The sequence below is a fragment of the Clostridium sp. CM042 genome (assembly GCF_055080995.1).
Genome location: NZ_CM143646.1, coordinates 718,400 through 743,858, shown reverse-complemented (window position 1 = coordinate 743,858; position 25,459 = coordinate 718,400). Strand labels below are relative to the sequence as shown.

Annotated in this window: 25 protein-coding genes and 1 other annotated feature; of the genes, 23 read left to right on the top strand and 2 right to left on the bottom strand. The window is 30.3% G+C overall.

Features of this window, described 5'->3' with window-relative positions; translation table 11 throughout:
• Nucleotides 1-79: 79 nt before the first annotated feature.
• Nucleotides 80-472 (top strand): Fe-S cluster assembly scaffold protein NifU, encoded by a 393-nt coding sequence (nifU, locus tag ACWJJ7_RS03525; protein ID WP_462963962.1) that lies wholly within the window; start codon nt 80-82, stop codon nt 470-472.
• A gap of 24 nt (nt 473-496) precedes the next feature.
• On the opposite strand, the gene ACWJJ7_RS03520 is transcribed toward nifU, so the two are convergent.
• The gene (locus ACWJJ7_RS03520) at nt 497-1,585 is read right to left on the bottom strand and encodes a hypothetical protein (RefSeq protein ID WP_462963961.1); all 1,089 of its coding nucleotides are present in this window, start codon (nt 1,583-1,585) and stop codon (nt 497-499) included.
• 34 nt (nt 1,586-1,619) lie between these two features.
• Nucleotides 1,620-2,291 carry a YiiX/YebB-like N1pC/P60 family cysteine hydrolase gene (locus tag ACWJJ7_RS03515; RefSeq protein WP_462963960.1) on the bottom strand — a complete coding sequence of 224 codons (672 nt, stop codon included), beginning with the start codon at nt 2,289-2,291 and terminating at the stop codon, nt 1,620-1,622.
• A 450-nt stretch (nt 2,292-2,741) separates the two neighbouring features.
• Between ACWJJ7_RS03515 and ACWJJ7_RS03510 the strand changes: the two genes are divergently transcribed.
• From ACWJJ7_RS03510 to ACWJJ7_RS03405, 22 genes are all read left to right on the top strand, one after another.
• Nucleotides 2,742-3,248: a PRC-barrel domain-containing protein gene (locus tag ACWJJ7_RS03510; protein ID WP_462963959.1), complete on the top strand. Its 507-nt coding sequence runs from the start codon at nt 2,742-2,744 to the stop codon at nt 3,246-3,248.
• Nucleotides 3,235-4,263 (top strand): AI-2E family transporter, encoded by a 1,029-nt coding sequence (locus ACWJJ7_RS03505; protein WP_462963958.1) that lies wholly within the window; start codon nt 3,235-3,237, stop codon nt 4,261-4,263. Before ACWJJ7_RS03510 ends, ACWJJ7_RS03505 begins: the two co-directional genes overlap by 14 nt.
• A gap of 84 nt (nt 4,264-4,347) precedes the next feature.
• Nucleotides 4,348-4,541: a binding site (T-box leader), on the top strand.
• Nucleotides 4,542-4,659: 118 nt separating this feature from the next.
• Nucleotides 4,660-7,305 carry an alanine--tRNA ligase gene (gene alaS / locus ACWJJ7_RS03500; RefSeq protein ID WP_462963957.1) on the top strand — a complete coding sequence of 882 codons (2,646 nt, stop codon included), beginning with the start codon at nt 4,660-4,662 and terminating at the stop codon, nt 7,303-7,305.
• Between the two features lie 184 nt (nt 7,306-7,489).
• Nucleotides 7,490-7,747 (top strand): IreB family regulatory phosphoprotein, encoded by a 258-nt coding sequence (locus ACWJJ7_RS03495; RefSeq protein ID WP_165412743.1) that lies wholly within the window; start codon nt 7,490-7,492, stop codon nt 7,745-7,747.
• 76 nt (nt 7,748-7,823) lie between these two features.
• On the top strand, nt 7,824-8,243 hold the full coding sequence (ruvX, locus tag ACWJJ7_RS03490) for a Holliday junction resolvase RuvX (RefSeq protein WP_462964933.1): 420 nt from the start codon (nt 7,824-7,826) through the stop codon (nt 8,241-8,243).
• Between the two features lie 71 nt (nt 8,244-8,314).
• Nucleotides 8,315-8,572: a DUF1292 domain-containing protein gene (locus ACWJJ7_RS03485; protein WP_462963956.1), complete on the top strand. Its 258-nt coding sequence runs from the start codon at nt 8,315-8,317 to the stop codon at nt 8,570-8,572.
• 182 nt (nt 8,573-8,754) lie between these two features.
• Nucleotides 8,755-9,207, top strand: a complete 453-nt coding sequence (locus tag ACWJJ7_RS03480) for a Fur family transcriptional regulator (RefSeq protein ID WP_462963955.1) — start codon at nt 8,755-8,757, stop codon at nt 9,205-9,207.
• A 249-nt stretch (nt 9,208-9,456) separates the two neighbouring features.
• A complete protein-coding gene (typA, locus tag ACWJJ7_RS03475) occupies nt 9,457-11,280 on the top strand; it encodes a translational GTPase TypA (RefSeq protein ID WP_462963954.1) in 1,824 nt (607 codons plus the stop codon).
• A gap of 21 nt (nt 11,281-11,301) precedes the next feature.
• Nucleotides 11,302-12,300, top strand: a complete 999-nt coding sequence (gene mltG, locus ACWJJ7_RS03470) for an endolytic transglycosylase MltG (protein WP_462963953.1) — start codon at nt 11,302-11,304, stop codon at nt 12,298-12,300.
• A 100-nt stretch (nt 12,301-12,400) separates the two neighbouring features.
• The gene (locus ACWJJ7_RS03465; RefSeq protein ID WP_462963952.1) at nt 12,401-13,069 is read left to right on the top strand and encodes an O-methyltransferase; all 669 of its coding nucleotides are present in this window, start codon (nt 12,401-12,403) and stop codon (nt 13,067-13,069) included.
• Nucleotides 13,066-14,298, top strand: coding sequence for a peptidase U32 family protein (locus ACWJJ7_RS03460; protein ID WP_462963951.1), 1,233 nt, complete (start codon nt 13,066-13,068; stop codon nt 14,296-14,298). The genes ACWJJ7_RS03465 and ACWJJ7_RS03460 overlap by 4 nt, the downstream gene beginning before the upstream one ends.
• On the top strand, nt 14,298-14,933 hold the full coding sequence (gene udk, locus ACWJJ7_RS03455; RefSeq protein ID WP_462963950.1) for a uridine kinase: 636 nt from the start codon (nt 14,298-14,300) through the stop codon (nt 14,931-14,933). Before ACWJJ7_RS03460 ends, udk begins: the two co-directional genes overlap by 1 nt.
• Nucleotides 14,934-14,993: 60 nt before the next feature.
• Complete coding sequence (locus tag ACWJJ7_RS03450) at nt 14,994-16,751, top strand: penicillin-binding transpeptidase domain-containing protein (protein ID WP_462963949.1); 1,758 nt, start codon at nt 14,994-14,996, stop codon at nt 16,749-16,751.
• Nucleotides 16,752-16,864: 113 nt separating this feature from the next.
• The gene (gene sigK / locus ACWJJ7_RS03445) at nt 16,865-17,593 is read left to right on the top strand and encodes an RNA polymerase sporulation sigma factor SigK (protein WP_462963948.1); all 729 of its coding nucleotides are present in this window, start codon (nt 16,865-16,867) and stop codon (nt 17,591-17,593) included.
• A 245-nt stretch (nt 17,594-17,838) separates the two neighbouring features.
• Nucleotides 17,839-18,894 carry a type IV pilus twitching motility protein PilT gene (locus tag ACWJJ7_RS03440; protein ID WP_462963947.1) on the top strand — a complete coding sequence of 352 codons (1,056 nt, stop codon included), beginning with the start codon at nt 17,839-17,841 and terminating at the stop codon, nt 18,892-18,894.
• 376 nt (nt 18,895-19,270) lie between these two features.
• On the top strand, nt 19,271-20,524 hold the full coding sequence (gene ftsA / locus ACWJJ7_RS03435; protein ID WP_462963946.1) for a cell division protein FtsA: 1,254 nt from the start codon (nt 19,271-19,273) through the stop codon (nt 20,522-20,524).
• 15 nt (nt 20,525-20,539) lie between these two features.
• Nucleotides 20,540-21,631, top strand: a complete 1,092-nt coding sequence (gene ftsZ, locus ACWJJ7_RS03430) for a cell division protein FtsZ (RefSeq protein ID WP_462955941.1) — start codon at nt 20,540-20,542, stop codon at nt 21,629-21,631.
• A gap of 285 nt (nt 21,632-21,916) precedes the next feature.
• Nucleotides 21,917-22,723, top strand: coding sequence for a sigma-E processing peptidase SpoIIGA (gene spoIIGA, locus ACWJJ7_RS03425; RefSeq protein ID WP_462963945.1), 807 nt, complete (start codon nt 21,917-21,919; stop codon nt 22,721-22,723).
• 54 nt (nt 22,724-22,777) lie between these two features.
• A complete protein-coding gene (gene sigE, locus ACWJJ7_RS03420; RefSeq protein WP_165412728.1) occupies nt 22,778-23,485 on the top strand; it encodes an RNA polymerase sporulation sigma factor SigE in 708 nt (235 codons plus the stop codon).
• Nucleotides 23,486-23,724: 239 nt separating this feature from the next.
• Entirely contained in the window at nt 23,725-23,985 is a 261-nt protein-coding gene (locus ACWJJ7_RS03415; RefSeq protein ID WP_462963944.1) for a YlmC/YmxH family sporulation protein, read from the top strand.
• Between the two features lie 60 nt (nt 23,986-24,045).
• The gene (nrdR, locus tag ACWJJ7_RS03410) at nt 24,046-24,501 is read left to right on the top strand and encodes a transcriptional regulator NrdR (protein ID WP_462963943.1); all 456 of its coding nucleotides are present in this window, start codon (nt 24,046-24,048) and stop codon (nt 24,499-24,501) included.
• A gap of 260 nt (nt 24,502-24,761) precedes the next feature.
• A complete protein-coding gene (locus ACWJJ7_RS03405) occupies nt 24,762-25,457 on the top strand; it encodes a response regulator (protein ID WP_462963942.1) in 696 nt (231 codons plus the stop codon).
• Nucleotides 25,458-25,459: the final 2 nt, after the last annotated feature.

The following is a 25,459-nucleotide window of genomic DNA, read 5'->3' as shown; positions in this document are numbered from 1 at the left end:
TTAGAAAAAGGGATATCTAGTTAAAAACTAGGTATCCCTCTGTTTTTATAGGAGATAATAATTAATAAGGGAGATATCTATGATGTATAGTGATAAGGTTATGGAACATTTTTATAGCCCAAGAAATATGGGAGTATTAGGTGATGCTAACGGTATTGGAGAGGCAGGAGACCCTAATTGTGGGGATATAATGAAGATTTATATAAAGGTTGAGAATAATATAATAACTAATGTTAAGTTTAAGGCTTTTGGTTGTGGTTCAGCTATTGCTTCTTCTAGCATTGCGACAGAGCTTATAAAGGGTAAAACCTTAGAACAGGCATGGAAATTAACCAACAAGTCCGTTATTGAAGCCCTTGAAGGATTACCGGTTTTAAAAGAGCATTGCTCAGTCCTTGCAGAACAAACTATACATAATGCGATAAATAATTATAGAGAGTCACAAAAGCTTGATCTTTGGAAGAATGATTAAAAATGAATTGATGATATAAGTCCGCTATTTAGTAAAAAATCCCGATAAATAAAAAAACATTCTGTCTTTTCTCTTTGTATAAATATCAATCTTGTTGGTTAATTTGAAATATGTATCCTTAATACTGTAAACATATAAATATTCTCTATCATTTGAATAAAGCTTATCATCTTTAATAAGTATTTGTGACAAATTGTTTTCAAGAGTTACAAGCTGCTGTTCGTTGGTCTTCGGGTCATATATAGTAATTTTATTTCCTTGAATCTGAACCAGATTATAATGGGATATTATTAATTTATCATTATAATTTATTATTTGAAATGGATATTTTTCTTTAAGCTTTATGTTCGAAATAGTTTTATCCTTAATATTAAATTTAGTTAGGTTATAGGAGCCTTGATCAATATCAGATATTTCGTTTTGGTTAGTAAAATAAATATCATTGCCTATTTTAGTTGAGTAAAGTTGACCTTTACCACATTTACTTATATCTATTATATCTGTTATTTTAAAACTTTTTGTATCAATCAAATATAAATAGGATTTTGTTCCAACATTATTTTTTGTCATTGCAAAAGCATATAAAGTATCATCATACAAGTCAATACGGTCAATATAAATATCTCCTATCGATATTGTTTTTACATTGCTAGAAATTTTATCATACCAACTTATTATAGAGGTATAATTTAATGTGTTTGCGGTGTAGATTGATTTATCATTAACAGAAAAACTGTTAATGCCAGGCTGCTTCATATCAAATGTTCTATATTTACCTGTTTCTATATTATATTCAAAAATTACAGTTAATTCTTTCTGATTACCTATTCCCTTCGGAATAACATACATATTATTGTTGTATATTCTTGGAAGGTCAAATGACGAGCCCATGGAACCTAATTTAATTTCTTGTGTTCCAGTTTTTTTAAAATCTTTGTTATAAAAAGTAAAGTTGCTTATATTATCTTGTTCAGTAGTTTCGATTACTGCTATTTTAAAATCCTTATCAAAGATTTCTTTATCTTTAGGTTGCTTAGTATTAAAAAAAAATACTAAACAAAACGTTAATATCAATGCTATTATTGAGATAACTACTAATTTGAGTTTATTCATAATCACAACTCCTTTTTATGAACTTATAGAAAGGTTACTTTTGGTATATAGTATATGTTTTTGATGTATTAACAAGCTCCATTGGATGAACTGCTTGCAGGTAAGCAATACCATCTAAGTTAATATCATACAAATCTAGAAAAGATGCATAAACAAGTTGTGAACAATAAAATGAACTTCTTGTATATGGATTTAAGTAATTATAATTATATGGTAGACCTACTTTAGTTCGGCACCAGTTTGAAGCAGCATTATCTTGAGCTACTGTTGTCCCATCTACTGTAACACCATAACAGGCATTTTTGGTGGTATTCCAATTGCTAGGTCCTATAATTACGCCATTTGAAACTGATTCTATTACCTTATCCGTATCCCAGATAATAGCGGCATGTCCAGTTGGTATTAAGCCTTTGTAAGCATCAGATGTTACTAAAATAACTCCAAATCTTGTTGGATATGTTCCTACTGAGGCCCCACTAGCAAACCCTTTGGTTGAAGAATTTGCGGTAACTTTATCTGTCATTACCGGTTGCTTTTTTGCTTTTGACCATTCCGCGTCGGTATATGCTTGGCTATACACACATTGCCGTTCAGATTTTATATCATTACCATTAGTTATTGCAGTAACAGAAATAGACATTGTAGATAATGATGTTAAGACTAGAGAAGTACAAATTAACTTTTTAAGTAAACTTTGCATTTTCATGTTTTAATCCCCCTTATTTCTCAATTTTTCTATTGCTTTACTTGAATTACCATGACATTATTTTAACATAGTATTATTGCTTAATTCTATATTATTTCCTAAAATGGGCTTTTTTGAGCGTAAAATGTAATTAATATTAACTCAACTTTCGCATGACAATAACACTAGAATTTACTTTGGAAATGAGACTATTTTATGGATGAATTTGTGAAATTATTAGATGAAAATGTATTTGGATACCGAAAAGGTAAGTAAGAAGCGGAGTAGCGTATACGCAAATTTGGATTTTGTTATTAGCCGAGTTAATATAATATATAGTGATGATAACTTAAAAACAATCATCTGATTTTTATCAACATTTATATTTAGTTTATGTAATAATTTTTAGACTAATTGGAAAACATAATCATAAATAAATAATAATTAAATTCTTTTCAATTAGGAGATAATATGTTTAAAAGTAAAGATTTTATATTTATGAATGTTGTGAGTGTGGAGGGTAAAAAAATTGGCTTTATCAAAGACTTGTTAATAGATTTTAATAGAGGAAAGGTAATTGGTTTTTTAATATCTCCTTATAAATTTTTTCATAAAAATTTAAGTGTATTAAAAGAGGACATCATATATTTTAACAAGCATATGGTAGTTAAAAAAGTAGAGGAAAATAAATATCTATGTTTACATAACTTCGTCAATATGGATGTAATAGATAAATGCAGCAATGTATTTGGTATGGTGGAGGATATCACTTTTTCATGTGATACATTTGAAATAAAAGGAATTATAGTGTCTTCCGGATTCGTTACAAATTTACTTAGAGGAAAAAGAATAATGCTAATAAATGAACTAATACTTGGAGAAGAGAATATTCTCTATATTCCCAATTGTGATGAATCTTGTTTTAAAAGTATGCCACATAACTTCTTTGTGGAGGGAAAAGCCGATGAAAAAAATTAGTAAAAAGAAGTTAGCTATGACTATCATCAGCATTATTATTTTTGCAGTTGTAATCTTTATGGCAACAAAAATTCCTATTGTTAAACAATTAATAAATTTAGTCTTTATTTCCTTCATTGTGGCATATATACTAAAACCATTATATATGCTTTTAATTAGAAAAGGAGTAAATAAAAAAGCAGCTTCTTCTTTAATAATAGTCGGTTTATTAAGTTTAATATTATTAACCTTTATAGTGGTAATTCCATCTATATTTAGAGAAAGTTTAGACATAAATAAGGCAATAAATGATTTGCAAAAATATTTAATTAATGCAAATATGAAGATAAAAGTATTAAGTAGAAGCAAAGTCATGAGTAGTATTATGACTACTATATACCATAAATCAAATGCTCAAATACTTCTAATATTTGATAAAATATTAGATTCTATCATGGGCCTCGGTGAGAATATATTAACTTACATGGTTTCGCCTTTAATAATATATTACTTTTTATGCGATAGTGAAAATATGATAAATAAGGCATTGATAGTTTTTCCGCCAGAGAGCAGAAATATAATAAAGAAAATCATAGAGGATATTGATAAGGTGTTAGGAAGGTATATTATAAGTCAATTTATCTTATGTGGAATTATAACCATTGCTACATTTTTGATATTAATGTTTATGAAAGTTGATTTTCCTTTGATACTTTCATTGATAAATGGAATTTTTAATATAATACCTTACTTTGGACCTATATTTGGGGTAATACCTATCATTTTAATAGCTCTGCTTGCCTCTCCAAAAATAGCTTTATATACAGCATTGTGGTTATTTGCACTTCAACAAATCGAAGGAAGCATATTGTCACCAAAAATAATTGGAGATAGTATAAGTATGCATCCATTAACAGTAATATTATTGTTGGTGATAGGAGGGAAGGTTGGAGGAATTTTAGGCATGATACTAGCAGTGCCACTAGGAGTAGTGATTAAAGTTATATATGAGGACTTAAACTATTACCTATTCTAGGCGTAACCAATATATTTTTACTTATAATTTGCATATGTTGAAGTATTAAGGTAAAATGTACTATAGTATATAAATACAAGTTAATACCAGGTAATGATAAGAATTAGTAAATATAGTTAATCATTTAGAGAGGAAGTGGAGGGTGAAAACTTCTTGATAGATATATTGAAGCTGTCTTTGAACCTTATTTTATTGAGAGATATTGCAGCGTAATTAATTTTTATTAATTATATAGTGATATAATTAGGGTGGTAACGCGGAAAACTTTCGTCCCTTGCATTAGGGAAGTGAAGGTTTTTTTATATTTTAGAAAATTATGAATTTTAAAATTTTATGTATAAAATTAGTATAAATAGATCGTGTTAACACTATCTATAAATAATCGGAGGAGATATTATGGAAAAATTAGGATTAAATGAAATTAGGGAATCGTTTCTAAATTTTTTTGAAGGTAAAGAGCATCTTAGACTAGAAAGTTTTCCTCTAGTACCTAAGAATGATAGCAGTTTATTACTTGTAAATGCAGGTATGCAACCACTTAAACCATATTTTACAGGAATTAAAACACCACCTAATACTAGGATAACTAATTGTCAAAAATGTATTAGGACAGGTGATATTGAGAATGTAGGAAAGACATCAAGACATGGTACTTTCTTTGAAATGCTTGGAAATTTTTCTTTTGGTGATTATTTCAAAAAAGAGGTTATACCATGGGCTTGGGAATATGTAACAGAGGTTTTAAAAATACCAAAAGAAAATTTATATATAACTATATATTTAGAGGATGATGAGGCTTTTGATGTATGGAGTAAAAATACTGATGTTGATCCTTCACGTATTTTTAGATTAGGAAAAGAAGAAAACTTTTGGGAAATAGGTCAAGGACCTTGTGGACCAAGTTCAGAAATACACTTCGATAGAAATATAGAAGTGGGCCAAATAAAAACAGAAGAAGAGTTTATTAAAGCAGGAAATGAAGATAGAGTAATAGAATTTTGGAATTTAGTATTCACTCAATTTAATAAGGATGAGCATGGTAACTACAACAAATTAAAGAATCCTAATATAGATACAGGTATGGGTCTCGAGAGAATAGCTGGCATAATGCAAGACACAGATAGTATATTTGAAATAGATACTATAAAAAATATTTTAGAAGAAGTTTCTAGAATTTCAGGTGTAAAATGTGGAGATAGCCGTAATGAGTCGATATCTTTAAAAGTTATAACAGACCATGTTAGAAGCACAACCTTCATGATAAGTGATGGTGTACTTCCGTCTAATGAGGGAAGAGGTTATGTTCTTAGGAGGCTACTAAGGCGTGCGGCAAGACATGGTAGGCTACTTGGAATTAAAAATACTTTTTTAAGTGAACTTTGCGATACTGTTATTGAAAATTCCTCTAAAGCATACCCAGAATTAAAAGAAAAAGAATCCTATATTAAGAAAGTTATAAAAATTGAAGAGGAAAGATTTTTAGAAACTATAGATTCTGGTATGGATATTTTAAAAGTTTACATAGAAGAGCTTCAAAAAAATAATAATAAAATTTTAGGTGGAGATAAAGCTTTTAAATTATACGATACCTATGGTTTTCCATATGAGCTTACAGAAGAAATACTTGATGACGCGGGTATAAAAATTGATTTAGAAAGATTTAATACTGAAATGCAAAGTCAAAAGCAAAGAGCAAGAGCTGCTAGAGGACAGTCAAATTATATGGGCAGCGGAGAAAGTTCAATGAACTTGATTCCTAAAAATATGGAAACAAAATTTGATGGATATGATAAAATACAATTGAAATCTAAGGCTAAATTTTTAATTAGCGGCGAAGAGCATGTTACAGACCTTTCGGAGGGTTCAAAAGGGATTATTGTAACTGAAGTTACTCCTTTTTATGCTGAAATGGGAGGACAAATTGGAGATAAGGGAATAATTTTTAATGACAATTTTAAAGCAAAAGTGTACGATTGCCAAAAAAATGTTTCTGGTAAAATAATACATTTTGTTGAAATGTTAGAAGGAACATTGATGGCAGATGAAATAGTAACTCTTAAGGTTGACGAAGATAGGAGAGCTCAAATTTGTAAAAATCATACTGTAACTCACATGCTACAAGAAGCATTAAAAAGAGTTTTAGGTGATCACGTTCATCAATCAGGTTCTTATGTAAATGAAGATAGGTTAAGGTTTGACTTCACTCATTTTTCTGCACTAACTGAGAAAGAGATTACTAAAGTTCAGCAAATTGTAAATGACAATATTATGAAGGCGTATAAGGTAGAGACTAATGTTATGACCATAGAGAAAGCTAAGGAAACTGGAGCCATAGCATTATTTGATGAAAAGTATCAAGGTGATGTTAGAGTAGTATCTGTAGGAGAGTATAGTAAGGAATTATGTGGCGGTACTCATGTTAGAAACTCAGGCGAAATCGGATTATTTAAAATTTTATCGGAAGCAGGAGTAGCAGCAGGGGTTAGAAGAGTTGAAGCTATAACAGGTAGTGAATCTATAAAATATGTAGAAGATAAAAGCAATTTATTAAAAGATATTGCCAGTACATTAAAATGTTCAGAAAAAGACATAATAAATAAATTACAAACTCAAGTGGTAGAATTAAAAGACAAAGAAAAGGAAATAGTATTATTAAAAGGGAAATTAGCTAGTTCTTCAGTAGATGAAATTTTAGAGAATATTAAAGAGGTGAAAGGTGTTAAAGTGATTTCTGGAACTGTAAAAAATATAAACGGAGATGCTTTAAGAGATTTAGCTGACAAAATTCGTAATAAGATTGTTGATGGTGTAGTTGTAATAGGAAGCTGTACAGGTGATAAAGTACAATTTGTTGCAATGGCGTCTAAGTCTGCAATAGATAAAGGAATACACTGTGGGAAAATAATTAAAGAAGTTGCTAAAATCGCTGGTGGTGGTGGTGGTGGAAGGCCTGACATGGCAGAGGCAGGTGGAAAACTTCCCGAAAAAATAGATGAAGCAATAGCTAATGTATGCTCTATAATTGAAAGATTGGTAAAATAGTATACTTTTTGCAATAGTTGTTTTATAATATAATTAATAATAAGTAATTTAATTATAGTTAGTATGTAATTTTGTAACTTATTATAACTGAAAAAAATTTACTATATTACCAAATAATTTCCTAGCGTATTCAAATGGGATAAATTTTAGTGTTTAGCGTATGATGAGGAAAGGGGTGTATATAATGGATAATAATCAAAATACAGTCCAATTTGATTTTGTAAAAGATAAAAAAGATTTAACAAAAACTATTTTGACTGACGTATATAATTCACTTATAAAAAAGGGCTATAATCCAGTAAACCAAATGGTAGGATATTTAATTTCAGGAGATCCGACATATATAACAAACTACAATGGAGCAAGAGCGATGGTAAGAAAGCTAGAGAGAGATGAAATATTGGAAGAAGTTTTGAAATCTTATCTAGATATAAAAAAGTAAAATGCCCATAGGGGGCATTTTATTTTTTAAAGTTAATGGTGTACATTAACTAGGCTATTATTAAAGGAGCATGTGGATGAGAATATTAGGGTTAGATATTGGAGACAGAACAATAGGGGTAGCTGTATGCGACCCATTAGGATTAACAGCACAGGGGATTACAACAATTAAAAGGAAAAGCATAGTTCTAGATATAGAGGAACTTTCTAAAATATGTAAGCAATACAATGTAGAAAGCTTTGTATCAGGGCTCCCTAAAAATATGAATGGCACTGTAGGACCACAAGGGGAAAAGGTTCAGCGCTTTTGTGAAAAGCTTAAAGAAACATTGAATTTAGAAGTGACAATGTGGGATGAAAGATTAACAACAGTATCTGCTAATAGAGTAATGCTCGAGGGCGATTTATCTAGAGCAAAAAGAAAAAAGATTGTAGATAAAATTGCGGCTACATTCATTTTACAAGGATATTTAGATAGTTTAGGTACACGACTATAATAAGAAATTTACAAAATATGCAACGGATATTAAGATATTATTGATTGCATAATTTGAAAGGAGAAAATAAAATGGATAACAATGTTGAAACCGTACTATTATATGATGAAGAGGGTAAAGAAATAGAATTTGATGTATTAACAAAATTGGACATTAAAGATAAGGAATATGTGATAGTTGTACCAACTGGAGAAGAAGATATTGATGCAATTGCGCTAAGAATAGATAAGGATGCAGATGATAATGATATTTTAGTTACAATAGATGACGATGAAGAGTTTGAAATGATTTCAGAGGCGTATGACGCAATTTCTTCAGGTGAACTATAAACGCATTTAAACAAAAAGATTCTAATTAAGACAATTTAGTATATTTTTAAACTAATTAACCTATTTTCTTAAAACTAAATGACTATCAATTGACAATACTATAATAAAGGATTAGAATAAAACTATACTAAATATAATTTTGTTGATGAGTCAAATGATAGTTGTAGAAAAGGGGTATATATATGTCAAAGGTATCTCCAGAGAGCATAGAGAGTTTAAAAGAAACCCTAAAACAAGAGGGATATAAGCTTACTCCGCAGAGGAGAGCTATTTTAAATGGAATAATTAAGAGTGAAGGTAGCCATCTGACTGCGGAAGAACTATATGATTTGGTTAAATCTGACTGCCCAGAGATAGGTCTTGCTACAATTTATAGAACAGTTCAACTTTTAGAAGAAATGGGTGTAATTCGAAAGTTTGATTTAGATGATGGCTGTAGTAGATATGAACTTAACCATGAAAATGAGAGACATCAACATCACCACCTAATATGTAACCGCTGTGGTAAAGTATTAGAGGTGCAGGGGGATTTGCTAGAGGAATTAGAGACTATTGTTGAAAAAAAATATAACTTTAAGATTGAAGATCATAGTTTGAAATTCTATGGTGTTTGCGATAAGTGTATAGGTAAATAATGTAGTCTTGGATATTCTACAGAGGAATCATTTGGAGTTACGTGGGATGTTGTGATGAAAAAACCAACTAAATGATGTAATTTGAGTAAATTTATCAGTTTTTTAATAATGAATGCTATACATAGTTGACTTTTTTGCAAGATAACATTAAAATAAGTATAGTAAATGCGAAAGTTGGATACTTCAAGACGTATCCAATTTTTGTTTGTGTAACATGTTTAACTTACGAAAAAAAATTGGAGGATTAATATGAATTTATTTACAAGAAATGATGTTAGAAATATAGCAATAATTGCGCACGTAGATCACGGTAAGACAACACTAGTGGATTGTTTACTTAAACAAAGCCATGTTTTTAGAGAAAATGAAAAAGTGCAAGAAAGAGTAATGGACTCTAACGATTTAGAAAAAGAAAGAGGAATAACAATTCTTTCTAAAAATACTGCAGTAATGCATAATGGAATTAAAATAAATATAGTTGATACTCCTGGCCACGCTGACTTTGGTGGAGAGGTTGAACGAGTACTTAAGATGGTTGATAGCGTACTTCTTGTAGTTGATGCATATGAAGGTCCAATGCCACAAACTAAATTCGTTTTAAAAAAGGCATTAGAATTAAACCTTAAGCCAATCGTTGTTATAAACAAAATTGATAGAAAAGATGGTCGTCCTACACATGTTCTTGATGAAGTCTTTGACCTATTTGTTGAACTTGGAGCGGATGATGAACAATTAGACTTTGCAGTGGTATATGCTTCTGCTAGAGAAGGATTTGCTAAATTTAATGTTGATGATGTAAATGACAACATGGAACCATTATTTGATTCTATAGTAAAGAATGTAAAGGCACCAGAAGGATATTTAGATATGCCACTTCAATTGCTTATTTCAACTATTGATTATAATGAGTATGTTGGTAAGATTGGAATAGGAAAAATCGAAAGAGGATCAATCAAAAGAAATCAACCCATCGCACTTATAAGAAAAGATGGCACAATAAACAATGTTAAAGTTTCAGCTCTTTTCGTTTACAATGGCCTTAAAAGAGAAGAAACGGAAGAAGCAATGATTGGTGATATCGTAGCAGTTGCTGGTATTCCAGACATTAACATCGGAGAGACAATAGCTGATATTAATACACCAGAAGCTCTTCCATTCGTTGAAATTGATGAGCCTACACTAACTATGAATTTCATGGTTAATAATTCTCCTTTTGCAGGAAAAGAAGGAACTTATGTTACATCAAGACACATAAGAGATAGACTTATGAAAGAACTTGAAACCAATGTTAGTTTGAGAGTAAACGAAATTGATGATGGTTTTGAAGTAAGTGGAAGAGGAGAACTTCATCTTTCAGTTCTAATTGAAACTATGAGACGTGAAGGATATGAATTCCAAGTGTCAAAAGCAAATGTTATATATAAAGAAGAAAATGGCCATAAAACAGAGCCAATTGAGTACCTTACAATTGACGTACCAGAAGAATTTATGGGCGTAGTAATGGAAAAAATGGGACCTAGAAAAGCAGAAATGGTAAATATGACTTCAGCTATAAATGGATACACTAGATTAGAATTTAAAATACCATCAAGAGGATTAATTGGATTTAGAAGTGAACTTATGACTGATACCAAGGGTAATGGTATAATGAATCACGTTCTAGACGGTTACGATAAATTTAGAGGAGATATTCCAGATAGAAGTAGAGGTTCTTTAATTGTATTTGAAACAGGAGAATCAATTACTTACGGATTATTTAATGCTCAAGATCGTGGTACTCTTTTCCTAGAACCAGGAGTACCTGTATATGCGGGAATGATTGCAGGAGAATGTGCAAGAGCTGGAGATATGGAGATAAATATTTGTAGAAAGAAACAATTAACAAATACTAGATCTTCAGGAGCAGATGAATCACCAAAACTAGTTCCAGTAAAACAAATGACACTAGAACAATGCTTAGAATTTATAGCTATTGATGAGTTAGTTGAAATTACTCCTCTAAATATCAGAATGAGAAAAAGAATATTAGATTCAGGAGAAAGAAAAAGAGCAACTAGCAAAAAAAGCAAATAGCATAAATTATGGGGTGGTTTAATGAAAAAGATAGTGCTATTAATTGTGGGTTTAATAGTTTGCGTAGTAGCTGGTAATTTTCAGTATAAAAAGATAATACAGCATCCTATTAAAACTAATAAAGATATCTATGTTAATGTGAAAAATGGAGACGCTTTGTATAGTGTACTAGATGATTTAAACCAAATGGGGGCTATAAAAAATGCAAGTATCATAAAGTTTTATATCAAATCAAATAAAATAAAATCCAATGTGCATACAGGAAAGTTCCTGATACCGAACGATGTTACAGTTGTGGAGCTTATAAAGATTTTATCGACTGAAGGAAATGAAAAAGACATTATAAAAGTAACAATACCTGAGGGATTTGATATAAATAATATTGCAAAGATGCTACAAGAAAAAGGAATAATAAACAAAGAAAAATTTATGGATAGCTGTAAAACTTACAAGCTACCTACTTATATCATAGAAAAAGAAAACCGAAAATTTAATTTGGAAGGTTTTCTTTTTCCATCTACATATGATCTTAAATCCGGTATGAGTGGAAATGAAATAATAAAATTAATGGTGGATAAGTTTTATAGTACTATAAATGAAATAAATAAAGAAAAGCCTATAGAGATGAAGAAATTAGATAATATAATAATAATGGCATCAATTGTTGAAAGAGAAACTAGTGATAAAAATGAAAAAGCTAAAGTAGCATCAGTTTTTTATAATAGACTAAATAAAGACATGAAGTTACAATCTTGTGCAACTGTTTTATATTCTTTAGGTAAACATAAGGAAAAATTATATAATAAAGATTTAGAAGTTATGTCACCTTATAATACCTATAAGGTAACAGGACTTCCTGTAGGCCCAATATGTAACCCAGGAAAAGAATCTATTAAAGCAGCGTTATCTCCTGTTAAAACAAATTATTTATACTTTGTTTTAAGTAATGATGGAAAGCATTTTTTTACAGATGACTATGATGAATTTTTAAAGGTCAAAGATGTAACACAAGGATTTTAGTTAGTGTAAGTCACATGAGAATAAATAACAAGTCAGTATAATTACATCTTTGACTTGTTATTTGTTTTTATGTGCATTAATGAATTTTGGAGGAAATTAAATGAGTGGGATAACATATGATTATATGGAACAATATTTAAGAGAACTCATTCCAAGTAATGTTGGTATTTTAGAAGAGTTAGAAAAATTTGCTCTTGAGAATAGAGTCCCTATAGTTCAAAAAGAAACTGCTAAATTTTTGGAATTAATGATAACCATGAATAGACCTAAAAAAATTTTAGAGCTGGGCACGGCTATAGGATATTCTTCTATTTTAATGAATTTAACTTCCGGTGGTTTAAGTGAAATTACAACTATTGAAAGAGATGAAAAAATGATAGAAATTGCAAATGCGAATATAATAAAGCACGGAATGCAGAATAAAATTACTGTTCTAAAAGGAGATTGTTTAGAAATTTTAGAAAGTGTCCAAGATGAATATGATATGATTTTTATGGATGCAGGTAAAGGTCACTATAATCATTTTCTTCCTCACTGCTTGAGACTCTTAAAAAAAGAAGGAGTTCTTATTGCTGACAATGTACTTTTTCGAGGAATGGTTGCATCGAAAGAACTCGCAACACGTAGAAAAATTACTATAATAAAACGTATGAAAAGCTATTTAGAACTAGTATCTAATAATGATGACCTTGTAACTTCTGTAATACCAATGGGTGATGGCATCTCAGTTACAGTAAGAAAGTGTACAGGGGTCAGTAAGGAGGAATGAAACTAATGAAACCAGAAATATTAGCACCGGCAGGTAATTTGGAGAAATTAAAAGCAGCTATAAATTTTGGAGCAGACGCAGTTTATTTAGGCGGAAGTAAATTGAATTTAAGAGCTTTTGCAGATAATTTTAGCAATGAACAATTAAAAGAAGGTATAGACTTTGCACATTCAAAAGGTAAAAGAGTATATGTTACATTAAATGTATTTCCTCACAATGAGGATTTAGACGGCTTAGAAGATTATCTAAAAGAAATATATGAAATAGGTGCGGATGCTATTATTGTTTCTGACCCAGGAATTGTTATGACATCTAGAGAAGTTGTACCAAATCTGGAAATTCATTTAAGCACTCAAGCTAACAATGTAAACTACAAATCAGCTATTTTTTGGCATAAGCAAGGGGTTAAAAGAATTGTCCTTGCAAGAGAATTATCTCTAGGTGAAATTAAAGAAATTAGAGAAAAAATACCGGATACTTGTGAACTTGAAGCTTTTGTTCATGGATCTATGTGTATGTCCTATTCGGGAAGATGTCTTATGTCAAATTATATGACGGGAAGAGATGCAAATCGTGGACAATGCGCTCAGCCATGTAGATATAAATATTTCTTAATGGAAGAAAAAAGGGATGGTGAATACTTTCCTATAATTGAAGATGATAAAGGTACTTACATAATGAATTCAAAGGACTTATGCATGATAGAACATATACCGGAACTTGTAGAATCAGGGATAGCATCATTTAAAATAGAAGGAAGAATGAAAAGCTCATATTATGTTGCTTCTGTATGTAAATCCTATAGAGAGGCTTTGGATACATATATGGCGGATTCAGTAAATTATAAATTTCAGAAAAAATGGATGGATAATCTCTTGAAACCTAGCCACAGACAATATTATACTGGATTTTACTTTGGAGACCCAAACAAACAGATATATGAATCCTCGTCATATATTAGAGATTACGATATAGTTGGAATTGTACGTGAATACCACACGGAAAATAATATTGCATTAATAGAGCAAAGGAATAAAGTATTCCAGGGTGATACTGTTGAAGTATTAAGGCCTGTGGGAGATAATGTTTTAATTGTGCTTAATGATATGAGAAATTCTAAGGGCGAGAGCATAGCTGATGCCCCCAGTGCTCAGATGTTATTCACTGTAAATGTTAAAGAAAAACTACATGAGAATGATATACTTATCAAATCCAAGGAGAAAAAATAATGTGCCGTCCGATTTTAATAGGGATAACCGGAGGAACGGGTTCAGGGAAAAGCACTATAGCTAGAGAAATTTATAAGCATTTTGATGAGTCATGTATTACAATGATTGAACAAGATTCTTATTATAAGGATCAAAGTAATCTTTCTTTTGAAGAAAGAATAAAAACAAATTATGATCATCCGGATGCTTTTGATACTTCACTATTAGTGGGACATCTAAATCTTCTTTTACAAGGAAAAGTTATTGAAAAGCCTATATATAATTTTGAAATACATAATAGAATAGAAGAAACAGTTTCCGTGCATCCAAGGGAAATTATTATATTTGAAGGAATTCTTGTACTCCAGGAAAAGGTTCTTCGTGAAATGCTTGACATTAAAATATATGTAGATACAGATGCAGATGTTAGGTTTATACGAAGACTTACAAGAGATATTAACGAGAGGGGTAGAACAACAGATTCTGTTATAAATCAATATTTAAATGTTGTTAAACCAATGCACGAACAATTTATTGAACCTACCAAAAGACACGCTGACATTATTATACCAGAAGGTGGACATAATAAGGTAGCTATAGATATAATTACAGCTAATATAAGCCAAATACTGCAGAAACAGCAAAAGCAAAAATAGCATATGTGAAGTATAAAACATCTCATTTTAGGCGAGAATTAGTCTAGGTGAGGTGTTTTTATGTATAGCAGAAATAATATCTTTGGTTACTCAAATCAAAGAAGTGAAATTAGAAAAAGAACTTGGACAGTAATGGGTGTGTTTACGTTATTATTTTGTTTTTTAATTTGGAGAATCATGAATTACATGTATTTTAAATCCGAGCCCTTGAAAACTATGTTTAATTCACAATATACAATAGATGAACAATACGGGTCACTATATAGTTTAACTGACTGTAATGGGCGCGATCTTTTGAAGTATGTTGTAAATTATTATGCGATTATTGATCCAGTTGATTATTTGAGATTTAATGAATATACTAGCAAATATGATATGCAAGCGTTAACTATTACTTTAAGAAACTATGATAAAAGCTATGATTTAGAAAAAATAAAAGGTAACGGTAATGGAGAGAAAATAAGATATAAAATTGATGAAGTGACTTATAATAAACTTAAGGATATTAAAAAAGTAAAAGGGTTTTATACTTATGTAGCTAATGATGTGATCAAGGATAGGAATTGGGAAATTGAAAATATATTGATAGACCCGAAATACAATAAAGAACATGTTGATCCTGTATCTAAAAAAGTCGTTAGTGATTATGTATTCAAAGGCGCTGATTCTTTGGAAATGGAAATATACAATAAAACTAAAAATAATGATTATACAAAAATTAGATTTGCTAAAGGTGTTAATGGTGAAATAGCTGCAGGTAAAATTATTAATCCTAAAAACAATGTTAATGTAAGACTTACCTTAGATAAAGAAATCCAAGATAAAGCTTGCGCTATTCTTCATGAGGAAACATACAAAAAGTATAGCCAAATTGGTGTTGTAGTAATGGAGAGCAGCAATGGAAAGATAAGAGCGATGGTACAAAAGGATGATAACGCTTATAATGCAAACTTAGGATATCCAAGTACTAATGGTGCTTTGCCGGGATCAATTTTTAAAGTTATTGTAGATGAAGCTGGGTTAGATACGAATAAAATAGATAACTATAGAAAATATACAGTAAATCCTAAAATATTTCCAGAAGAGCCTTTTAAGGGAGAAACATTTACAGTTGCGGAGGCGTTAGCCAAATCTTCTAATAACATATTCGCTCAATTAGGTTGGAAGATAGGTTTTAAAAATATATATGATTATGCAGAAAAACAAGGGATGTTACGTAAAGTATTAAATATTCATCAAGAGGCCAGTGGTAAGTTTGACGTAGCGGATTTATTAAATCCTACGTATGGTGATACAAGTCAAACAGCTATTGGACAGAATGTTAGAATAACGCCGCTAGAAGCCATGAGTATGCCTAATACTATTATAAATAATGGAGTATATGTTCAGCCAAGCATAATAGATGCATACGTAAATGATGATAATAAAATTCTAGGGGAAATTACCCCTAAAAATACGACCATATTAAAAAGAGAAACAGCAGAAGCTGTGAAACTTCATATGATGGATGTAGTAAACAAAGGCACAGGAACCCAGGCTTCAATTAAAGGCATGGATATAGGTGGGAAAACAGGCACTACTACATACTATGTAAACAAATTAGTAAATGGGAAAAAAGAAAGTCAGAAGTGTTCCGATGGATGGTTTGTTGGTTTTTTCAATTCAAACGGAAAAAATTATTCTATGGTTGTATATGTGAATAATATTGAGATGAGTAATGTAAAAGGTAAAGCAGATGAAGAAGGTGGAGGGACAGCAGCTCCAATATTTAAAAAAGTAGTTAATGCCATTAAATCATATCCTGGGTTGCTGCAATAGATCCGCAGGAGATGATAAGAAATTTATAAAATAATAAAATAAATTTCCATGTACAGGCACTTTTAATAAAATAAATCATAGTATATTAATAAGCTCTATTAGGAGGAACATCTGTGTTTTTCATAAATTGTTTATTAGATATGATTGGAAATGTTACACTTTTGACGGCTTATATAACTGGTAGTAGTTCATTCCCTCAACCATTAAGTGAAGAAGAAGAGAAATCCTATTTAACAAAGTTAAAGGACGGCGAGTTACTAGCTAAAGGTATATTAGTTGAACGAAATCTAAGACTAGTTGCACATATAGTAAAAAAATATTCCTATCCAGGAAAGGATGTAGATGACCTCATATCTATTGGAACTGTAGGACTTATTAAAGCCATTGATTCCTTTGATATAAGTAAGGGAACAAGGCTTGCTACCTATGCTGCAAGGTGTATAGAAAACGAGATACTTATGCTTATTCGCAATAATAAGAAAACAAAAGGGGAAGTTTACCTACAAGACCCTATTGGTATCGATAAAGAGGGCAATGAGATATCACTGATGGATGTGTTAAGTAGCGATGAAGATTCTATTATTGATATAGTAGAGAGCAAAATACAAATTAAAAAGCTTTATAATAAGATAAACGTAGCTTTAATGGATAGAGAAAAAACGATAATTCAAATGAGATATGGATTACTTGATGGTAACCCTAGAACTCAAAGAGAAATTGCATTGATTTTAGGGATTTCAAGATCATATGTTTCTAGAATTGAAAAGAGAGCATTAAAGAAACTTAATAAGGAATTAAATGGTGCTAATAAAAATAGGTTGAATAGTTCTAATAAATTGTAACAACTATGGTATAATTATAAAATGTACACCGTTAGGAAAATAAAGCATCTTAAACAATTTTAGTTAAAGATACAAAACATTTCGGGAAAGAATGGATTTAAATTATTTATCTGAGAAAATAAAATATCGGCAGCTAGGTGATGAAAATGGAGCAAAAATTTTAAGTGACAAGAAGATTCTAAAATTTAGAACTCAATTTGGCATATATATTTGGAAGCTCCATTAAAAGAACAGGAGGACTAATAATGATACCTCTTAGTGAATTACTAAAAAAGACAACAGAACAAAATGCATCAGATTTACACCTTACAGTGGGATCAGTGCCAATCATTAGAGTCAATGGTGATTTAATGCAAACAGGGAAAGATAAATTAACTCCAGCAGACACTGAAAAATACTCAAGAGAAATTTTAGAAAATTCTTATGAAGAATATTGTCAAAATGGAGAAATTGATACTTCTTACTCTATTTACGGCCTTGGAAGATTTAGAGTTAATGTTTATAAACAAAGGGGAAGCGATACTATAGCTATTAGAGTAGTTGCATTAAAAATACCTACTATTGAACAGCTTGAGCTTCCAGATGTTGTTAGGGTTCTTACCACAAAGCAAAGAGGGCTAGTTTTAGTGACCGGTCCTACAGGTAGTGGTAAAAGTACAACTCTCGCTGCTATGGTTAATGAAATTAATTCTACTAGAGCATGTAATATTATAACACTCGAGGACCCTATTGAATATTTACACAAACATAACAAATCCATTATTAATCAAAGAGAAATCGGAAAAGACAGTAAAAATTATAAAAATGCCTTAAGGGCTATTCTTAGAGAAGATCCAGATGTTATATTAGTAGGTGAAATGCGAGATCTTGAAACGATTTCTATTGCTATTACTGCAGCTGAAACTGGACATTTGGTTTTCTCTACGCTACATACTATAGGTGCAGCAAAAACAGTAGATAGAATAGTTGATGTATTTCCTCCATATCAGCAGCAACAAATTAAAGTTCAATTATCTGCGGTAATGCAGGGGATAGTCTCTCAACAATTAATACCTAAGATAAGTGGAAGAGGGAGAGTAGCGGCGCTTGAGGTAATGATATCAACTCCAGCAATTCAAAACCTTATTCGCGAAGGCAAGACACATCAATTACAGTCTTGTGTTCAAACTGGAGGGAAATATGGTATGAAAACTATGGACATGTCAATCGCAGAGTTATATAAAAAAGGTATTATATCTAAAGAAGAAGCAATTACTTACTCAGTCGACAATGAGATGATTGTAAGAATGCTATCACTTTAGTAAATAATTTTAAAATAAGCTAAAAGCATAGATAAAGTATAGCTTTCAGCTTTATTTTTAATTCAATGTAAAATTAACCAAATTATATACTATTTGGTTAATTTACTTAACAATATGATATTGCTTTTTCTATATTTTGCTATTATAATTAGTCTTGAAGAACAAGTTAGCTTTTTAACATCATTAATATAATGTAGTTTACTAATTTGAAATTAAGTTTATATATATCCGCAAATATACAATAAAATGAAATTAATTTTGATTATATTTAAATTTATAATAAATATTTAAAAAAAATATTTAAATTAAAAGGAAAATTTATTTTTTTGTTGAATATATACACTTAAGGTTTCTCTTATGAGGGGGGATAAACTTAATGAATGAACAAATAGTAGGAATTGATTTAGGATCATCAAAAATATGTGGATCAGTTGGTAAAATCAGTAGTAATGGAAAACTTCAGATTATAGGCATTACATCAGTTGTATGTAGTGGTTTAAATAAATCAGTTGTAATAGATATTGATAGTACAGCTGAAGCTATAAAAAAATGTATTACACAATTAGAGCGTATGACAGATACACAAATCAATGAAGGGTATATATCTTTACCTGGAGGGATTTGTGAATTAGTAAGAAATACAGGTATGATTGCGATATCTTCTGAAGACAGAGAAATCAAACAGAGTGACGTGGACAGGGTAATTGAAGCAGCTAAACTCATCTCAGTTCCGCCCGATAAAGAAATAGTAGGCGTTGAGCCCGAACAATATATTGTTGATGGATATGATAATATCAAAGACCCTATAGGAATGAGTGGTGTAAGGCTCGAAGTTGAAGGACAAGTAGTCATGGCACAATCTACAGTAGTTAGTAATTTATTGAAAAGTTTGAAGCGAGCTGGAATTAAAGTTAATGGTATAGTACTTCAACCATCAGCTATATCAGAGTCTGTATTACGAAAAGAAGAAAAAGACATGGGCATAGCACTAGTTGATGTTGGAGCACAAACTATTGATATTTCTATTTACAAGAGTGGAAAATTAAAACATACTTCTATTATTCAATTAGGTGGAGATAACATAACCAATGATATCTCAGTTTGTCTTAAAGTTCCTTTTAGCGAAGGTGAAAGATTAAAGCTTAAATATGGAAGCTTAATTAAAGAAAAAGGAGAAAGCGTTGAGAAAATTAGAGTCAAAGATTCTTATGATAATTTAATGGAAATTGATAATAATTTATTAGTTGATATAATTTATGCTAGAGTAGATGAGTTATTACATTTAATTAAAAGAAACTTAGTGAATAGCGGATTTTATAAAGAAACTTCTGGAGTAGTAATAGTTGGTGGAGGTATCGCTTTATTTAGGGGCACTAATGAACTAAGTAAAGATATACTCGATAAGTCAGTGAGAATAGGTTCACCAGAGTATGTAGGAGCAGCTAGTCCTATATATGTTACAGCAGTAGGTATAGTGCTTCAAGCTGTTAATAATATTAAAACTAGTAATAGTTCATTGGAAGAGTCAGATGAACATTCATATGATAACAAATGGTCAAAAAACAAAAATATAAAAGTGGAAAAAGGATTTGCATCAAAAATAAAAGGTTTTTTTGCAGATTTTTTCTAAAGAGGAGGTAGTGTTGTGCTAGATTTTGATGTTGATGTTCAGGAATTTGCTCAAATTAAAGTAATTGGGTGTGGAGGCGGAGGAAACAATGCTATAAACAGAATGATTATAGAAGGACTCAAAAACGTGGAGTTTATAGCTATAAATACGGATAAACAAGCTTTAATTCTTTCTCATGCAGTTCAAAAAATTCAAATTGGTGATAAGCTAACTAAGGGGCTAGGAGCAGGTGCTAATCCAGAAATAGGTATGAAAGCAGCAGAAGAAAGTAAAGAAGAAATTTCTCAAGCAATAAAAGGAGCGGATATGGTATTTATTACTGCAGGTATGGGAGGCGGTACAGGTACTGGAGCTGCACCTGTAGTTGCAGAAATCGCTAAATCCATGGGAATACTTACTGTAGGAGTTGTAACAAAACCATTCCCTTTTGAAGGCAGAAAAAGGATGATTAATGCTGAAATCGGAATAAAAACTCTTAAAGAAGTAGTAGATACTTTAGTAACAATACCAAATGAAAGATTATTAACAATGGTAGATAAGAAAACTACATTGATGGATTCTTTCAAAATGGCAGATGATGTTTTAAGACAAGGTATACAAGGTATATCTGATTTGATTACTATACCCGGTCTTGTAAATTTGGATTTTGCAGATGTGAGAACAATTATGCTTGCTAAAGGTCTTGCACATATGGGTGTTGGTAGAGCCGCTGGTGATAATAGATCTCAAGAGGCAGCAAAACAAGCTATTTCAAGCCCGTTACTAGAAACTTCTATAGTCGGTGCTACAGGGGTACTTTTAAATATTACTGGTGGAATGGACTTAGGTTTACTTGAAATAAATGAAGCTGCGGAAATTGTACAAGGAGCAGCTGATCCAGATGCTAATATTATATTTGGTGCAGTTATAGATGAAGACCTAAAAGATGAAATAAGAATAACAGTTATTGCAACCGGTTTTGAAAGTGATAAAGTTGTGCAAAATAAAACTGTGCCAAAGCCTAAAGTAAAAGAACCAGTTAATCCTATTGAAGAAGTTGCATATACTAAAGAGTATGGAGATTCTGATTTAGAAATTCCAGCTTTTTTAAGAAGACAAAGCAAGTAATAAATAGTAAAGTGCCTTTTGGCACTTTATTTGCGTTTAGGGCAATTTTAATTGCTAATAGGACATAATGTCTATGCAAATTCACTGCGTTAACTTAATGCCGTTTTAGAGGTGATAGTTAACGTAGCGAATTTATAGGTAATGGTCCTTTTTTATTTTGTAACTTTTAACATAATATGGGAAAAAATGATGTTTTATAGAAGAATAAAAATAAAAAAATGTTGTAAAAAATGACAAAATTTTGATTGAATAAGTTATATAATATTTTTAAAGGAGGAAGAGCAAGTGATAGTATATATAGATGTCCTTATATTAGTGAATTTTATAGTTAATCTATTCATATTGCATGTTACAGTTCAAATATTAAGAAAAAGAGTAAAGTTTATGTGGATGTGTGTATCAAGCTTTGTAGGTAGCTTATATGTTTTAACAGTAGTGTATCCAAAGCTCAAATATCTAACATATTTACCTTTTAAAATATTAGTACCCGTTGTAATGATTTTAATTGTTTTTAGAGAAAAAAATATTTTATTTAATATTAAGGCTTCTTTAATATTTATATTATATTCAATACTTTTAGCCGGAATGTGTTTATTTATACAAATGAATAATAGTAAAGATATGTCATTTGATATAATCATAATAAATTTTCCTTACGAAAAATTAATGCTTTCAGTAATGATAATTTATATATTGATATACAGGATCATGATTTTTATTAAGGATAGAAAAAAAATATCAACACTTATATACACTGTTGATATAATAAATAAAAGCTATAAAAAAACTATTAAGGCATTTTTAGATACTGGAAATGAGCTTCGTGAACCTGCTACCAATTTACCTGTATTAATTGTTGAACGGGATATTTTAAGCGAAATTTTGCTAGAAAAAAATAATACCTATTTTATTCCTTATAATGTAGTGAATGGAACTAACGGAAGACTCATAGGGTTTAAACCACAGTATATTAATATTCATATTGATAAAAAAAATATTGAAACAAGAGATGTAATTATAGCCTTTTGTGAGTATAAATTAAGCAAAGATAATGACTATAACGCTCTTATGTCTAGAGGTATACTTAGTTAGTAGGGTTAATAGAAATGATTACTATGTGCTAATAATAGAGATGGGGAGGAAATTATGTTCAATTTTAAAGTGATGTTAAACAAGTTATTTGCTAAATTCAAAATATTTTCAAACAATTTGTTTTATATAGGAGGGAATGATGCATTACCACCTCCTTTAACTAAAGATGAAGAGTATGAGTTAGTAGTTAAATTAGATACAGGAGATAAGCAGGTGAGAGCTACCTTAATTGAAAGAAATTTAAGACTGGTAGTATATATAGCAAGGAAGTTTGAGAATACAGGTTTAAATGTTGAAGATTTAATTTCTGTAGGAACCATAGGGCTTATAAAAGCAGTTAATACTTTTGATCCTGAAAAGAACATTAAGCTAGCTACATATGCTTCAAGATGTATTGAGAATGAAATTTTAATGTATCTTAGGCGAAATAGTAAAATTAAAACAGAAATTTCTCTTTACGAGCCCCTAAATGTTGATTGGGACGGTAATGAATTGTTACTCTCAGACATTATTGGAACGGACAACGATGTGGTTTACAATATTATTGAAGAGGATGTAGATAAACAATTGCTTTGGCTTGCTATGCAACGTTTAAATTCAAGAGAAAAAGAAATTGTTCAATTAAGATTTGGCTTAAACGGAACCATAGAAAAAACACAAAAGGAAGTGGCTGATATACTCGGAATATCACAATCTTATATCTCAAGGCTTGAAAAAAGAATAATAAAAAGATTACAAAAAGAAATTAATAAAATGGTGTAGGGGCCTCCAGTAGGACCCTTTTTATAATTATATTTTAGAAACCAACTATAAAAGCTCTTATTTCAAAATTAAATATTAGTCAAAATGAAATAAATAAAGAAATGTTCTAATTATAAATAATATTTTTAATAACTTATGAATATGAATAATATAAAGTGCTAGGACTCTAAAAATAGAATTGAATAGTGACTAGCTGTTTTAAAAACCGGTTTTACGAAAACTTAGTGGGGGTGAATAAAATGGAAAGTTTAATGTTTGCAATAAATAATTTAAGACAGATGGAAATTATAGATATAAATTCAGGCTCAAAAATGGGATATATCAAAGATTTAAAAGTTGATTGTGAAGAATATAGAATTATTTCAATCCTAATGCCAACCCAAAAGTCATCTTGGTTCAATAAAAATAATAGTGTTGAGATACCTTGGGAAAAAGTAAAGAAAATTGGGGTGGATGTTATCCTTGTAGATGGTAGTGATGTAAATATGGAAAACGAATAGGAAAAAGTGTATAATGTTAGTATATTTGCTAACTATACTATGAAAAGGACGTGAAGGCCATTGAAATGTCCATATTGCAGCTGTGAAGAAAGTAAAGTAGTTGACTCTAGATCAACAGATGATAATATTGCAACTAGAAGAAGAAGAGAGTGTCTAAGTTGTTTTAAGCGATATACTACATATGAAAAAGTGGAAGATGTACCTATCTTAGTAATAAAGAAAGATTTTAATAGAGAATATTTTGATAGAACGAAAATATTAAATGGTCTTATGAAGGCATGCCAAAAGAGACCGGTATCAAGAAAACAAATTGAAGCTATTTGTGATGAAGTAGAAAAACAGTTAAATAATGAAATGCTTACAGAAGTGAAATCTGATTATATAGGAGAAATCATTATGAGCATATTAAAAAATGTAGATGAGGTATCTTATGTGAGGTTTGCTTCAGTTTATAGGCAATTCAAAGATATTAATACATTCATGGAAGAGATAAGAAAATTAATGTCTAAGGAATGAAAATGCCTTTAGGCATTTTTTTTTAGAAATTATAATTTTTTTAAAACTACGAGAAAATTATGGCTGAAGAGCTAAATATATTAGGGGTACATGGGGGCACATATTGGAGACTGATGCTATGAAACTAGCAGGTAAGTAATAGAACAGTTTACTAGTGAAGATATTTATAGTAATATTAAGACTAATAATAATAAACAAAAGAAAATGTATTATTGTTTATTAAAAACAATAAACTAACGCTGGAATATGGAGGGATTAACATGGCTGAAGAAAAAATATTAGTGGTGGATGATGAGGAACATATACAAGAGTTAATCAAATTTAATTTGGAGAAGAATGGTTATAAAGTTATGTGTGCTGACAATGGTATAGATGCTATAAAACTTGCTAAAGAACAATTGCCGCAATTGATGTTACTAGATTTAATGTTACCTGGAATGGATGGCTTAGATGTGTGTAAGGAAATTAGAAAAGATTCAACTATGTCAAATATGCCAATAATAATGATAACAGCAAAAGCAGAAGAAATAGATAAAATAGTAGGACTTGAGCTAGGGGCAGACGATTATATTACAAAGCCATTCTCAGTAAGGGAGTTAGTAGCAAGAATCAAAGCTATACTTAGAAGAATCAATATGCAAGCAGTTGAAAAGTCTTTTAGTGTTGGAAATTTGAATATTGATTTTGGTAAGCACGAGGTTATTAAAGGTGAAATCAAAATTGATTTAACATTAAAGGAATTCGAACTACTGGAAATCTTGATAAAGAATAAAGGAAGAGTTATGACTAGAGACTTTTTATTAGATAAAATATGGGGTTATGAATACTTAGGAGAAACAAGAACTGTTGACGTTCATATAAGACATTTAAGGCAAAAAATCGAAGAAGATGATAAAAATCCAATGTATATCCAGACTATTAGGGGCATAGGATATAGATTTAATTTTGGAGAGTAATT